A 13,557-nucleotide genomic window follows, 5' to 3' on the forward strand; every position below is an offset into this window, starting at 1 on the left:
GCTTAGGCAACAAAATCCAACCTCCTCCCCTCCCACAAAAAAACGCCCACCAATCCAACCCGGCGGGCGCCATTCAAGGGGGCGACTGAGGGGAAACTCACCCCTCCAACGACTCCACCCCCAACTCATCCCACACCGCCTCCGCCAGGTGGAAGGTGGCATTGGCCGCCGGGATGCCGCAGTAGATGGCGCTCTGCATGATCAGCTCCTTGAGCTCCTCCCGCGTCACCCCGTTGCTACGGGCGGCACGCAGGTGCAGGCGCAGTTCGCCTTCGCGGTTCATGCCGATCAGCATGGCGATGGTGATCAGGCTGCGGGTGTGCCGCGGCAGGCCCGGGCGGGTCCAGATGTCGCCCCAGGCGTGGCGGGTGATCATCTCCTGGAATTCTTCGTTGAAGGGGGTCAACTTTTCCAGGCTGCGATCGACATGGGCGTCGCCCAGCACGGCGCGGCGGACCTGCATGCCGGCTTCATAACGTTCTCTTTCGTCCAAGATCGACTCCTTTAGGCGCTGAGGAAGGCCAGCACGCGCTGGGTAAAGGCAGCGCCCATCTGCACGTTGGACAGGTGGGCGGCGGGAAACTCGACGTACTCGGCGCCGGGAATACGCTCCTGCAGGAAGCGCCCGTCGGCCGGGGTGGTCACGGCGTCGTGGCTGCCGGCGACGATCAGCGTCGGCGCACGGATGGCATCCAGCACCTCGCGGAAGTCGGCATCGCGCACCGCGGCGCAGTTGGCGGCGTAACCCTGGGGCGAGGTGCTGGCGAGCATGGCGACGATGCGGTCGACCTTCGCCGGCTCGGCGCTGGCGAAATCCGGGGTGAACCAGCGACCGATGGAGGCGTCGCGCAGGTCGCGCATGGCCTGCTCGCCGCCGGCTTCCACGGTCTGGATGCGGGTGTTCCACACCTCGGGGGTGCCGATCTTGGCGGCGGTGTTGCACAGCACCAGGCGGGTGATCCGCTCCGGCGCGTTGATGCCCAGCCACTGGCCGATGGAGCCGCCCATGGACAGGCCGCAGAAGGCGAATCGCTCGATGCCCAGGGCATCGGCCAGAGCCAGGACGTCACGACCATTCTCGTCCATGCGATAGGGGCCGGGCGTCACCAGGGAGGCGCCATGGCCGCGGGTGTCGTAGCGCAGCAGGCGAAAGCGCTCGCTGAAGGCGGCGGCCTGGTCGTCCCACATGGCCAGGTTGGTGCCCAGGGAGTTGGACAGGATCAGCACGGGGGCGCCCGCGGGGCCCTCCAGTTGGTAGTTCAGGTCGCCATCGGCGAGACGTACGCTGGGCATCAGGCAGTCCTCTGGTCTAGGGATGGGCAAGCAGAGTGCAGTGTTCGGCCAGGGCGCGGGTTACCCAGGCGCGGGCCTGGCCCTGATAATGGGCGGGGTCCAGCAGGCGATCCAGCTCGACGCTGGAGAGTTCGGCGGTCACTTCCGGCGTATCGCCCAGTACCTGGCGCAGGTGGCGACCCTCCTGGACAGCGCGCTTGCAGCTCTGCTCCACCAGGTGATGGGCGGCCTCGCGCCCCAGCCGTCCGGCTAGGGCGATGCTGACCGCCTCGGCCAGCACCAGGCCGTGGGTCAGCTCCAGATTGGCCTGCATCCGCGCGGCGTCCACTTCCAGGCCGGCAACGATGGCCTGAGCCTGCTGCAGGGCGCCAGAGACCAGGCAGAACAGCTCCGGCAGGGTTTCCCACTCGGCGTGCCAAAGCCCCAGGCTGCGCTCGTGCTCCTGGGGCATGGCGGAAAACAGGGTGCTGACCAGACCCGGCGCGCGGGTGGCGGCGGCGATCAGCACGGCTGCGCCCACCGGATTACGTTTGTGCGGCATGGTGGAGGAACCACCCTTGCCCGGCGCCGAGGGTTCGAAGACCTCGGCGGCTTCGGTCTGCATCAGCAGCGACAGATCGCGCCCCAACTTGCCCAGGCTGCCGGCTACAAGGCCGAGCCAGGTGCCGACCTCCACGAGGCGATCACGCTGGGTATGCCAGGGTTGCTCCGGCAGGCTCAGCGCCAGCTCCCGGGCCAGGGCCTCGGCCACCGGCAGGGCATCAGCGCCCAGGGCGGCCAGGCTGCCCGAGGCGCCGCCGAATTGCAGCACCAGCACCCGTGGCCGCAGTTCAGCCAGGCGCTGGCGGTGACGGGTGATGGCGCCCAGCACCCCAGCCAGCTTCATGCCCAGGGTCACGGGCGTCGCATGTTGCAGCCAGGTGCGCCCGGCCAGCACGGTGCCGGCATGGCGCTCGGCCTGGATGGCCAGGGCCTCGGCCAGGTGCGCCAGATCGGCGTCCAGCAGATCCAGCGCCTGGCGGATCTGCAGCACCAGGCCGCTGTCCATGGCGTCCTGGCTGGTGGCGCCGCGATGCACATGGCGCTCGGCCTCGGGATCCTGGGCGGCGATCTGCCGGCCCAGGGCCTTGACCAGAGGAATGGCGGAATTGCCGGCGCTGACCACAGCGCTGGCCAGCTCGGCGGCATCGTATAGTTCGGCGCGGCAGGCGGCGGCGATGGGTGCCACCGCCGTCTGGGGGATCACCCCCACCGCCGCCTCGGCGCGCGCCAGGGCCGCCTCGAAGTCCAGCATGCCCTGCAGTCGGCCGTGGTCACAGAACACCGCGCGCATGGTGGCGCTGGTGAAGTAGGCGTCGAACAGCAGGTTGGACATGGGGATTCCTCAAGTGGCGGAGCAGCCAACAAAGCGTAGCGAGCGGTTGTCAGGCGGGTGCGAGCGGCGCGCAGGAACCGGAATGTACGACTGGTACATGAGGATTCCGAGCACTGCACGCGCCCGCATGGCGGACGCGCAGTAGTTTTGTTGGTTGCTCCTAGTGGTCGTGATGCAGGTAGGTAGCTTGCCGCGGCAGCCGCAGGCTGACCAGGAAGGCCACCGCCAGCATCACCGAGACATAGATGTAGAACACCTCTTCGTGCCCCTGGGTCTTGAAGCTCAGGGCGACGAATTCCGCCGAGCCGCCAAAGATCGCATTGGCCACCGCATAGGACAGGCCCACACCCAGGGCGCGCACCTCTGGTGGGAACATCTCGGCCTTCACCAGCCCGCTGATGGAGGTGTAGAGGCTGATGATGGCCATGGCCAGGCAGATCAGCAGGAAGGCCACGAAGGGACTCTGGACGCTGGCCAGCGCGGTGAGGATCGGCCAGGTGCAGACCGTGCCCAGGCCACCGAACAGCAGCATGGAGGCGCGCCGGCCGATGCGGTCGGAGAGCATGCCGAACAGCGGTTGCATCAGCATGAACACCAGCAGGGCGCAGGTCATCACGGCGCTGGCGGTCTTGGCGTCCATGCCGCTGGTGTTGACCAGGTACTTCTGCATGTAGGTGGTGAAGGTATAGAAGATCAGCGAGCCGCCGGCGGTGTAGCCGAGCACGGTGAAGAAGGCCGCCTTGTGATGCTTGAACAGGCCGCTCAGGGTGCCGGCCTCTTTGTTGGCGCGGGTCTCGGCGGTGGTGGTCTCTTCCAGCGAACGACGCAGGAACAGCGAGATCACCGCCGCGGCGGCGCCGACCAGGAAGGGAATCCGCCAGCCCCAGGCGCGCAGATCGGCGTCGCTCAGGACCTGCTGCAGGATCACCACCACCAGCACCGCCAGCAGTTGGCCGCCGATCAGGGTGACGTACTGGAAGGAGGCGAAGAAGCCGCGCTGGCCACGCAGCGCCACCTCGCTCATGTAGGTGGCGGTGGTGCCGTACTCACCCCCCACCGAGATGCCTTGCAGCAGGCGCGCGAGCAGCAACAGGGCCGGCGCCGCGACGCCGATGCTGGCATAGGTGGGCAGGCAGGCGATGGCCAGGGAGCCGGCGCCCATCATCAGGATGGAAATGACCATGGAGGTGCGCCGACCGTACTTGTCGGCGACGCGCCCGAAGATCCAGCCGCCCAGGGGCCGCATGAGGAAGCCCGCGGCGAAGACGCCGGCGGTGCTGAGCAGCTGCACGGTGGGATCGCTCTTGGGGAAGAAGGCGGCGGCGAAATAGATGGAGCAGAAGGCGTAGACGTAGAAGTCGAACCATTCCACCAGGTTGCCGGACGAGGCGCCGACGATGGCGAAGATGCGCTTCTTGCGCTCCTCGAAGCTGTAATGCGGGTGAGTGCTCATGGAGATCCTTAATTATAGGTATGGACGGACGGGGGACAGCCTACCGCCATCGGACCAAGAGAGACACACGCGGTTACAGGTAGGGGTGGGCATGGGGTGAATGAGATTTGGTTGTTTGCTCAAGCAAAGGCTCTACGATCGGTCCCGAGAATCGCGGCCATGGGCCGCTCCTACAGGCGCGGCACGTGTAGGAGCGACCGCATCGGCGGACCGCCATGGCCGCGATTTGTCGCTGCGACAAAGCCTCAGATCCCGTCCACCCGCTCCACCGCCAGCGCCAGCCCCTGGCCGACGCCCACGCACATGGTGGCGAGCCCCAGGCGGCCGCCGGTCTTTTCCAGGTGGTGCACCGCGGTGAGCACCAGGCGGTTGCCGCTCATGCCCAGGGGATGACCCAGGGCGATGGCGCCGCCATTGGGATTGACCTTGGGGCTGTCGTCGGCCACGCCCAGCTCGCGCAGGACGGCCAGGCCCTGGGCGGCGAAGGCTTCGTTGAGTTCGATGACGTCGAAGGCCTCGATGGGCAGGTTTAATTGCTGCAGCAGCTTGCGCACCGCCGGGGTCGGACCGACGCCCATGATGCGCGGCGCCACCCCACCACTGGCCATGCCCAGCACCCGGGCGCGGGGCGTGAGGCCGTGCTTCTTCACCGCGTCCGCCGAGGCCAGGATGATGGCCGAGGCGCCGTCGTTGAGCCCGGAAGCGTTGCCCGCGGTCACGGTCCGGTCCGGACCGTTGACCGGCTTGAGCTTGGCCAGGCCTTCTGCGGTGGTGTCCGGACGCGGATGCTCGTCCTGCGCCACCACCACGTCGCCCTTCTTGCCCTTGAGGGTCACCGGGACGATTTCCTCGGCGTAGTAGCCGGATTCCTGGGCCGCCGCGGCACGTTGCTGGCTGCGCAGGCCGAAGGCGTCCTGGTCGGCGCGGCTGACGCCATAGTCGGCGGCGACGTTGTCACCGGTAACCGGCATGCTGTCGACGCCATAGGCCTCTTTCATCGCCGGATTGACGAAGCGCCAGCCCAGGGTGGTGTCTTCCAGCTTCTGGCCACGACCGAAGGCGCTGTCGGCCTTGCCCATGACATAGGGCGCGCGGGTCATGGATTCCACCCCGGCGGCGATCACCAGCTCCATCTCGCCCAGAGCGATGGCGCGATAGGCCTGGCCCACCGCTTCCATGCCCGAGGCGCAGAGGCGATTGAGGGTCACGCCCGGCACCGTTTCCGGTAGTCCCGACAGCAAGACCGCCATGCGCGCCACGTTGCGGTTGTCTTCCCCGGCCTGGTTGGCGCAGCCCATGAACACCTCGTCCACCGCCGTCCAGTCCACCTGGGGATTGCGCTCCTGCAGCGCCTTGAGCGGAATGGCCGCCAGGTCGTCGGCACGTACCGCCGAGAGACCGCCGTTGAGCCGGCCGATGGGGGTCCGAATGGCGTCGCAGATATAGACGGGGCGACTCATTCCTCAGCTCCTTTCTGGCCGCCGTGGGCGGCATTGGTCCGGGCCTGCAGATCACGCAGGGCCGCGAGTTCGGTCGCCGTCGGCGCCGCGCTGGTGGCGACCTGGTCGGCGAAGCGGATGGCCCAGCCGGTGGCGGCCACCACCTGTTCGCGGGTCACTCCGGGATGCAGGGCGGTCACCACGAATTCGTGGGTGCCGGCTTCCGGCTCCATGATGCAGAGGTCGGTGATGATGGCGGTCGGACCCTTGCCCGGCAGGCCCAGCTGCTGGCGGTGATCGCCCCCCTCGCCGAAGCCCACCGAGGTGATGAAGGCCAGCTTGTCGACGAAGCTGCGGTGCGACTGCTTGAGGATGATCAGCACCTCCTTGGCCGAGCCGGCGATTTCCGGGGCCCCGCCGGCGCCGGGCAGACGCACCTTGGGCTGGTGGTAGTCGCCGATCACCGTGGTATTGATGTTGCCGAAGCGGTCGACCTGGGCCGCACCGAGGAAGCCCACGTCGATGCGTCCGCCCTGCAGCCAGTAGCGGAAGATCTCGCCGGTGGGCACCACGGTGTCGGCGGTCTCGGCCAGCTCGCCGTCGCCGATGGACAGCGGCAGCACCGAGGGCTTGGCACCGATGGGGCCGGATTCGTAGATCAGCACCACGTCCGGCGCATGGGTCAGGCGTGCCAGATTCGCCGCGGTGGATGGCAGGCCGATGCCGACGAAGCAGACGCTGCCATTGCCAAGGCGACGTGCCGCAGCCACGGTCATCATTTCATTGGTGGTGAAGTCGCTCATGATTCAGGCCTCCGCAGCCAGCTTCGCCTGGAAGGCGGCGAAGTCCGCGGTACCGCGGATGTAGGTGTCGATCCACTGGGTAAAGGTGTCGCGGTCGCGAGCGATCGGGTCCCAGGCCTGGTAGAAACGGTTGTCCCGCTCGTAGTAGCCGTGGGCATAGGACGGATGCGCCCCGCCCGGGACCACACAGACGGCGCTGAGCGCCCAGGTCGGCAGCACGCAGGCGTTCATCGGCGCCTGCAGGTCGTCGACGATCTCCTCCACGGTGACGATGCAGCGCTGGGCGGCCAGGGCCGCTTCCTTCTGCACGCCGAGGATGCCCTGGATCAGCACGTTGCCCTGGCGGTCGGCCTTCTGCGCATGGATGACGGTGACGTCGGGGCGCACGCTGGGTACCGCGGCGAGCTGCTCGCCGGTGAAGGGGCAGGCGATGAACTTGATGTCCGGATTGACCTTGGCCAGGTCCGAGCCCTGATAGCCGCGCAGGACGGCGAAGGGCAGGTTGGAGGCGCCGGCGACATAGGCGTTGGCCAGGGCCGCGTGGCTGTGCTCGGAAATCTCCAGCTTGTGCGGCCAGCCTTTTTCCACCGCATCACGCAGCCGGTGCAGGGAGCCGACCCCGGGATTGCCGCCCCAGGAGAAGATCAGCCGCCTGGCACAACCGGCACCGATCAGCAGGTCATAGACCAGGTCGGGGGTCATGCGCACCAGGGTCAGGTCGCGCCGGTTCTGGCGGATCAGCTCGTGGGCGGCGGCGGTCGGAATGAGATGGGTGAAGCCTTCGAGGGCGACGGTCTCGCCATCGTGGACGAAGCGCTGGATGGCTTCGCTCAGGGACAGGATCTGGGCCATGGATTGTCGACTCGCGTCTTTGTTGTCGGCGCCGCCCGGTGCGGCGGTCTGGAGTCAGACTACAAAGCCCCACCCGCGCAAACAATCCGATAATCGACTAAGAGTTCGATTATCGAACAGCATCGCTTTATTGGCTGTCGACCCCTTCGACGCGCAGTGAGCCGTTGCAGCGGCTACACTGCCCTCCCCTCATCCAGAGCCCAGCCGATGTCCGACAAGCCCCGCGCCTCCCTCGAAGGCATCACCCTCGAAGCCCTGCTCACCCGCCTGGTGGAGCATCACGGCTGGGAAGAACTCGGTCGGCGCATCCCGCTGCGCTGCTTCACCCATGAGCCCAGTATCAAATCCAGCCTGACCTTCCTGCGCCGCACGCCCTGGGCGCGGGAAAAGGTCGAGCAGCTTTACCGGCGCCTGCCCCGGCGCTAATAGCCTGACTAGAGCCTTTCGCCCCTGTCGACACCGCAGCAACCCTGCCCTATAGTCGAACGAACCACTGCGCCGTAGGCGAATACGCCGGCAGGGAGACAGGACATGCTCGAGAAAGCACTGCTCGTCGATGCTCAAGGGCGGCCGATCGCCCAGCACCACAAGGTCTTCTCCAACGCCTGGGACGAGATCAAGGCCTGGTCGAGCGAGGTGTACATGCCCTACGACGTGGCGCCCATCGGTCGCCACATCGCCCCGGCTTCGACGATGCACTCGGCGAAAATCGGCGCCATCACCGCCACCCGCTTCGCCTATGGCATCCCGGTACACATCAAGGATTGGGACCAGGACGCCGGCAACGCCTTCGTCGCCACTACCATCGGCGGGACCGCGCGGCACTGGGTGGATCGCGAACAGGCGGTCGAAACCCCGGTGGGCAGCTCCTTCGTCGTCGACTGCAGTCGGACCGATTACTGGGTCGACTTCGATCCCGACCATCTGCAATTCAACCTGACCATTCCCCACGAATTACTGGAGCGGACCGCCCTCGACTGGTTCGGCTTCAATCCCGGCGATGCGCTCTGGCAGGCCAAGGTGGGTCTGGGCGGCGCGGAATCCAGCTGGCTGGGGCTGATGGATTACGTCGCCCGCTCCATCGCCGAAGCGCCGGAACGGCTCACCCAGGGGCCACTCGCTCGACACCTGGAGCAGACCATCTGCGTCCGCCTGCTCAACGAGTGGGCCTTGCGCGCCGGCTTGGACCTGAACGATCCCTGCCACCGTCTGGCCCCGCGCACGGTCCGCGCCGCCGAGCAATTCATGATCGAGCATGCTGCCGAGTTGCCCACCATGGCCGATGTCGCCCGCGCCGTGGGCACCAGCGTCCGCACCCTGAGTGCCGCCTTCAAGAGCTTTCGCGGTTATCCACCCAGCGCCTTCCTGCGCGAGCAACGCCTACAAGGGGCGCGCCGAGTCTTGAGCGCCGCACCACCCGGTGCCAGCGTGTCCGCCATCGCCGCGGCCTGGGGCTATATCAACATGGGCGAGTTCGCCCGCAGCTATCGCCTGCGTTTCGGCGAGCGACCTTCAGACACCCTGCGCCGCGGCACCGCCTGATCGTCTCGGCTATCTGCCGATGGCAGACAGCGCCTGCCGAGGCCGGATATCACCCCGGCCCCTGGTCATCGCAAGATCTCGCCACGCGCGCCCGACCGGGCGCGTAAACCAGCGCCAGAGCGAGAGCAGACGATGGCAGACACTCTCAAAACGGCCGCGGACGCGATCCTGGCCAGGGCAGTCGAGAGCACCCCAGGCGTTCCCGGCGTTGCCGCCGTGGTAACCAACCGGCACGGCAATCTCTATGTGGGCGCCGCCGGCAGGCGCACCCTAGGCAGTGCCGACCTCATGGCGCCCGACAGCCTGTGCGCGATTTTCTCCACTACCAAGGCGATTACCGGGACCGCGGTACTGCAACTGGTGGAGCAGGGCCTGCTCGACCTGGACGCGCCCGCCAGCACCTATGTGCCCGCCATCGGCAAGCTGCAGGTGCTCGAAGGCTTTGCCGACGATGGCCAACCGCGCCTGCGTGCGCCGCGGCGAGCCATCACCACCCGCATGCTGTTGCTGCACACGGCAGGCTTTGGCTACGACTTCTTCAATGCGCACTACCAGCGCCTCGCCATCGAGCACGGCCAACCCAGCGTCATCACCGCTACCCGCGCCGCCCTGGAAACGCCGCTGCTCTTCGATCCGGGCGAACGATGGGAATACGGCTCGAACATCGACTGGGCCGGTCTGGTCGTGGAAAGCATCACTGGCCGACGCCTGGACGAAGTTTTCGCGGAGCGGATCTTCGCTCCCCTGAGGATGCATGATTCCGCCTTCGTGCTTACCGCCGACATGCGCGACAGGCTCGCCACCCTGCACCAGCGCGACGCCACCGGCCAACTCGCTCCCCTCGACGACTTCGTGCTACCGCAGGAGCCGGAGGTCTTCATGGGCGGGCACGGCCTCTACTCGACGGCACTGGACTACGCCAAGTTCATCCGCCTGTGGCTCAACGACGGCGACGGCCCCGACGGGCGGGTGCTCAGGCCGGAGACCGTGCGGATGGCCGCGACGAACGGACTCGGCGCGCTGAAGATCAAGGGCCTGCCCGGTGTCATTCCCCACCTGTCCAACCCGGCCGAATTCTTTCCCGGCATGGCGAAGTCCTGGGGACTGACCTTCATGATCAACGACACCGATGCCCCGACCGGTCGCCCAGCCGGCTCCCTGGCCTGGGCCGGGCTGGCCAACCTCTACTACTGGATCGACCGGCAGAACGGCATCGGTGGCTTCTGGGCCACGCAGATCCTGCCCTTCGTCGATCCGCCTTCGGTCAAGGGTTACCTGGACTTCGAAACGGCCGTTTATGAGGCGCTCGCGGCTCACCGCAGAGCCTGAGAAGCGCGCCCTGGACGGCTCCTCGGCGCGATGGGGCTCTGGCAGTGGAGAGCGGTCTGCGGAGGGATTGCCGTAACGATGTGTGCCTGCGGTACCTGTGCCAGTGCCTGCCTCATCGGCGCCGGGTATCACGGCAACGCCAGGCTCAGGACTCTCCGAAGACCAGTACCTTGAGGCCGCCCTCGGGGTCCTCGTCGGCGAATTCCGGTGGATTGGCCAGGCGCTCGACGAAGGCCAGTCCCGGTGCTTCCTGGGCCATGCCGGCGATGAGGAAGTCCGCCCCCACACCGGGATCGTTTACGCAGGCCAGCACTCGCCCGCCAGGGGTGAGCAGCTCCGGCAACCGGCGCAGGATGCGCGCATAGTCCTTGGTCAGGGCGAAGCTGCCCTGCTGGAAGCTGGGCGGATCGACGATCACCAGATCATAGGGCCCCAGCTTGCGCACCTTGCCCCAGGACTTGAACAGTTCGTGGCCGAGAAAGCTGACCTTGCCCAGGTCGTGGCCATTGAGCCGATGATTTTCGCGGCCGCGGGTCAGGGGCCCGCGAGCCATGTCCAGATTGACCACCTGGGCCGCGCCGCCGGCCAAGGCCGCTACGGAGAAACCACAGGTGTAGGCGAACAGGTTGAGGATGCGCAGGCCGGTGGCCTGCTCGCGCACCCAGCGGCGGCCCAGGCGCATGTCGAGGAACAGCCCCATGTTCTGGTGACGGGAGAGGTCCAGGCCGAATGTCAGGCCGTCCTCATGGATGACGTGCTCGCCCACCGGCGCGCCGATCAGCGCCTCGCTGGCGGCATCCAGGCGGTAACGATGCTGCAGCAGCAGGCTCTGGGCACCACTGGCGCGCCACGCCGGGGTCTCGCCCAGAGCCGTGAGGGTCGTGCGCAGGGCCTCCAGCTCGACCGCGGGCACTTCGCGGAACAGCCCTACCCGCACCACGCCTTCCAGCCAGTCGACGGTCAGTTGTTCCAACCCCGGCAGCAACCGGCCACGGCCGTGCACCAGTCGGCGCGCCTCGGCAGGGGGCGGATCGAGGGCGACCAGGAGCAGGTCGGTAAGGCGGGCAAGGGTGGCGGTATTCATGGGCGATCACGACGGCAAAGGAGCGGCATGCTACGGCAAAAGCGCCGGCGTCGCCTCCCGAGGCCCGCTGCGGCAAGCCCGGCAACCGTCCTCTGCGACTCATCCTTCGTGCCCTTCGGCAGACAAGTTCCCCCACGAACCGACCAGTCCGATGAAAATATGTCTCAGGCGGTAACGACTCGCAGTTGTATCCACTTTGTCAGGCGCTCTAGAATCCGCCTCCCCGAATCCCAGGACAACAACAATGCGCCGGCTGGTTCCTGCCTTCTATCTGCTGCCCCTCTGTGCCCTCCCCCTCACTGGTCATGCCCAGGAGCAGACGGAAGATTCGCCCCAAGCCCTGTCCGAGCTCACCATCGTCGGCGCGGCCGAATCGCCCACCGGGCCGGTGCAGGGCTACAAGGCAGAGCGTTCCAGCAGTGCCACCCGTACCGACACCCCGCTGCACGAGACGCCCCAGTCGGTGAGCGTGGTCTCCCGCGAAGCCCTCGACGACCTCTCCGCCACCCGCCTGCAGCAGGCGCTGGACCAGGCCGGTGGCGTCGGCCGCGGCAACAACTTCGGCGGCCAGGGCCTGACCAGCTACACGGTGCGCGGCTTCACCAGCTCCGAGTATTTCCGCAACGGCTTCCCCATGAATCGTGGCTATCCCAGCGCGCCGGATGCCGCCACCCTGGAACGGGTCGAGGTCCTGCGCGGCCCGGCCGCGACCCTCTATGGCCGCAGCGATCCGGGCGGCACCTTCAACGTGGTCACCAAGCAGCCGCTGGGCGAGCGCAAGACCACCCTTGGCAGCCAGTTCACCGACCAGGGCCAGAAACGCGGCACCCTGGACACCACCGGCCCGGTGGACGAGGACGGCCGCCTGGCCTATCGCCTCAACCTGATCGCCGAGGGCGGCGACACCTTCCGCGACGACGTGCACACCGAGCGCTACGAAGTCGCCCCGGTGCTGAGCTGGCAGGCCACCGACGCCACCCTCATCACCTTCGAGGCGGACATCATCCGCAGCAACGCCCCGCTGGATCGCGGCCGCACCAACTACCTGACTCAGCGCGCCGAGGCCAGTCGTTCCACCAATGCCTGGGAAAAGGGCACCACCAACCTGCTGCACAGCGACAGCGAGACCTATCAGCTGCGCTTCGAGCACCAGTTGAGCGACGCCTGGACCCTGGCGGGTGGTTTCCAGTACCTGGACGGCAGCCTCAAGGGCAATGCCGTGGAAGCCAACGGCGTGCAAGCCGACGGCGTGACCCTGGGCCGCAACTTCAACTACCGCAAGCTGGAGTGGACTGATCGCGACCTGCAGCTGAACCTGACCGGTCGCTTCGACACCTTTGGCCTGGGTCACACCCTGATCACCGGGATCGAGGTGGAAGACTATGACTATCAGTCGATCATCCAGCGCTCCCCCGGCGGCACCGGTGTCTATGCGGTCAACCTGGTCAATCCGGTCCTTGGTCAGCCGCGTCCGGCCCTGACCCGTACGCCGACCCATGACCACGAGACCCTCAAGACCTGGGCCGCCTTCGTGCAGGACCAGATCGCCCTCACCGAGCGTTTCAAGGTGCTGGGTGGCGTGCGCCTGGAGCGCTTCGAGCACGATTACGACAACTTCGTCGCCGGTGGTCAGAGCTGGTCCAACGCCGACAACGCCGTCACCCCGCGCCTGGGCGTCAGCTACGACCTCACCCCGGAACTGGCGCTCTATGCCAGCGCCTCCAAGTCGTTCAAACCCAACACCGGCGCGGCGCGCCTGGGCGGCGGTTTCGACCCCGAGGAAGGCAAGGCCTACGAAGTGGGCATGAAGTGGGCGGCGCTGGACGGCCGCCTCAGCGTCGACACGGCGATTTTCCATACGGTCAAGGAAAACGTCCTGACCCTGGACCCGGTCGATCCGAATTTCAACGTCGCCGCCGGCGAGGTACGCAGCCGTGGCTTCGAGGTCAACGTGACCGGCGACCTGACGCCCAACTGGCGCATCCTCGGCGGCTACGCCTTCACCGATGCCGAGGTCACCAAGGACAACACCCTGGCCCGCGGTACGCGCCTGACCAATATCCCGCGCAATGCCGTCAACCTGCTCAACGTCTACGAATTCCATGACGGCGTGCTGCGCGGCCTGGGACTGGGCGCCAATGTCAAGTATGTGGGCGAACGCGAAGGCCAGAAAACAATTGCCAGCGACTACACCATGGACAGCTACACGGTCACCGACCTGTTGAGCTTCTACAAGGTCGACGAGCACCTGCGACTGAACCTGGACGTGCGCAACGTCTTCAACAAGGGCTACGACGAGAGTTCCTGGAACGCCTACAGCTATCCGGGCGAGCCGCGTACGGTGCAGGCCGGTTTCACCTACACCTTCTGACGCCCCACCCTCTGCA

At 67.0% G+C, this 13,557-nt stretch carries 12 protein-coding genes and 1 other RNA gene; 4 read left to right on the forward strand and 9 right to left on the reverse strand.

The genetic code is table 11. The features are described 5' to 3' along the window. Positions 1-97: 97 nt before the first annotated feature. The 8 genes from pcaC to BMZ43_RS23735 all read right to left on the reverse strand — a co-directional run bounded on the left by pcaC (position 98) and on the right by BMZ43_RS23735 (position 7,215). Positions 98-493: a 4-carboxymuconolactone decarboxylase gene (pcaC, locus tag BMZ43_RS23700; protein WP_093257243.1), complete on the reverse strand. Its 396-nt coding sequence runs from the start codon at positions 491-493 to the stop codon at positions 98-100. A gap of 11 nt (positions 494-504) precedes the next feature. Continuing rightward, positions 505-1,293: a 3-oxoadipate enol-lactonase gene (gene pcaD, locus BMZ43_RS23705; RefSeq protein ID WP_093257248.1), complete on the reverse strand. Its 789-nt coding sequence runs from the start codon at positions 1,291-1,293 to the stop codon at positions 505-507. A 16-nt stretch (positions 1,294-1,309) separates the two neighbouring features. Further along, positions 1,310-2,668 carry a 3-carboxy-cis,cis-muconate cycloisomerase gene (locus tag BMZ43_RS23710; protein ID WP_093257250.1) on the reverse strand — a complete coding sequence of 453 codons (1,359 nt, stop codon included), beginning with the start codon at positions 2,666-2,668 and terminating at the stop codon, positions 1,310-1,312. Positions 2,669-2,691: 23 nt separating this feature from the next. Next, positions 2,692-2,767: non-coding RNA, sX9 sRNA (locus BMZ43_RS23715), on the reverse strand. A 61-nt stretch (positions 2,768-2,828) separates the two neighbouring features. Then, positions 2,829-4,121 carry an MFS family transporter gene (locus tag BMZ43_RS23720; protein WP_017642965.1) on the reverse strand — a complete coding sequence of 431 codons (1,293 nt, stop codon included), beginning with the start codon at positions 4,119-4,121 and terminating at the stop codon, positions 2,829-2,831. Between the two features lie 245 nt (positions 4,122-4,366). Beyond that, positions 4,367-5,581 carry a 3-oxoadipyl-CoA thiolase gene (gene pcaF / locus BMZ43_RS23725; protein WP_093257252.1) on the reverse strand — a complete coding sequence of 405 codons (1,215 nt, stop codon included), beginning with the start codon at positions 5,579-5,581 and terminating at the stop codon, positions 4,367-4,369. After that, the gene (locus BMZ43_RS23730) at positions 5,578-6,363 is read right to left on the reverse strand and encodes a CoA-transferase subunit beta (protein ID WP_093257255.1); all 786 of its coding nucleotides are present in this window, start codon (positions 6,361-6,363) and stop codon (positions 5,578-5,580) included. Before BMZ43_RS23730 ends, pcaF begins: the two co-directional genes overlap by 4 nt. A gap of 3 nt (positions 6,364-6,366) precedes the next feature. Next, entirely contained in the window at positions 6,367-7,215 is an 849-nt protein-coding gene (locus BMZ43_RS23735) for a CoA transferase subunit A (protein ID WP_093257258.1), read from the reverse strand. A 207-nt stretch (positions 7,216-7,422) separates the two neighbouring features. Between BMZ43_RS23735 and BMZ43_RS23740 the strand changes: the two genes are divergently transcribed. From BMZ43_RS23740 to BMZ43_RS23750, 3 genes are all read left to right on the forward strand, one after another. Continuing rightward, positions 7,423-7,641: a VF530 family protein gene (locus BMZ43_RS23740; protein WP_017642961.1), complete on the forward strand. Its 219-nt coding sequence runs from the start codon at positions 7,423-7,425 to the stop codon at positions 7,639-7,641. Between the two features lie 105 nt (positions 7,642-7,746). Next, entirely contained in the window at positions 7,747-8,757 is a 1,011-nt protein-coding gene (locus BMZ43_RS23745; protein ID WP_093257262.1) for an AraC family transcriptional regulator, read from the forward strand. A 132-nt stretch (positions 8,758-8,889) separates the two neighbouring features. Beyond that, the gene (locus tag BMZ43_RS23750) at positions 8,890-10,086 is read left to right on the forward strand and encodes a methyl acetate hydrolase AcmB (RefSeq protein WP_093257264.1); all 1,197 of its coding nucleotides are present in this window, start codon (positions 8,890-8,892) and stop codon (positions 10,084-10,086) included. 145 nt (positions 10,087-10,231) lie between these two features. On the opposite strand, the gene BMZ43_RS23755 is transcribed toward BMZ43_RS23750, so the two are convergent. After that, complete coding sequence (locus BMZ43_RS23755; protein ID WP_093257267.1) at positions 10,232-11,170, reverse strand: class I SAM-dependent methyltransferase; 939 nt, start codon at positions 11,168-11,170, stop codon at positions 10,232-10,234. A 244-nt stretch (positions 11,171-11,414) separates the two neighbouring features. Between BMZ43_RS23755 and BMZ43_RS23760 the strand changes: the two genes are divergently transcribed. Continuing rightward, positions 11,415-13,541, forward strand: a complete 2,127-nt coding sequence (locus BMZ43_RS23760) for a TonB-dependent siderophore receptor (protein ID WP_093257271.1) — start codon at positions 11,415-11,417, stop codon at positions 13,539-13,541. Positions 13,542-13,557 lie beyond the last annotated feature (16 nt).

Source organism: Pseudomonas sp. Snoq117.2 (assembly GCF_900110545.1).
In the GTDB taxonomy this organism is placed as follows: Bacteria; Pseudomonadota; Gammaproteobacteria; order Pseudomonadales; family Pseudomonadaceae; genus Chryseomonas; species Chryseomonas benzopyrenica.

What these genes read in the sequence shown, in the direction of transcription:
- BMZ43_RS23750 (WP_093257264.1), top strand. Translation starts at nt 8,890, where the DNA reads ATGGCAGACACTCTCAAAACGGCCGCGGACGCGATCCTGGCCAGGGCA.
- BMZ43_RS23760 (WP_093257271.1), top strand. Translation starts at nt 11,415, where the DNA reads ATGCGCCGGCTGGTTCCTGCCTTCTATCTGCTGCCCCTCTGTGCCCTC.
- BMZ43_RS23755 (WP_093257267.1), bottom strand. Translation starts at nt 11,170, where the DNA reads ATGAATACCGCCACCCTTGCCCGCCTTACCGACCTGCTCCTGGTCGCC.
- pcaF (WP_093257252.1), bottom strand. Translation starts at nt 5,581, where the DNA reads ATGAGTCGCCCCGTCTATATCTGCGACGCCATTCGGACCCCCATCGGC.
- BMZ43_RS23710 (WP_093257250.1), bottom strand. Translation starts at nt 2,668, where the DNA reads ATGTCCAACCTGCTGTTCGACGCCTACTTCACCAGCGCCACCATGCGC.
- pcaD (WP_093257248.1), bottom strand. Translation starts at nt 1,293, where the DNA reads ATGCCCAGCGTACGTCTCGCCGATGGCGACCTGAACTACCAACTGGAG.
- BMZ43_RS23730 (WP_093257255.1), bottom strand. Translation starts at nt 6,363, where the DNA reads ATGAGCGACTTCACCACCAATGAAATGATGACCGTGGCTGCGGCACGT.
- BMZ43_RS23740 (WP_017642961.1), top strand. Translation starts at nt 7,423, where the DNA reads ATGTCCGACAAGCCCCGCGCCTCCCTCGAAGGCATCACCCTCGAAGCC.
- BMZ43_RS23720 (WP_017642965.1), bottom strand. Translation starts at nt 4,121, where the DNA reads ATGAGCACTCACCCGCATTACAGCTTCGAGGAGCGCAAGAAGCGCATC.
- BMZ43_RS23745 (WP_093257262.1), top strand. Translation starts at nt 7,747, where the DNA reads ATGCTCGAGAAAGCACTGCTCGTCGATGCTCAAGGGCGGCCGATCGCC.
- BMZ43_RS23735 (WP_093257258.1), bottom strand. Translation starts at nt 7,215, where the DNA reads ATGGCCCAGATCCTGTCCCTGAGCGAAGCCATCCAGCGCTTCGTCCAC.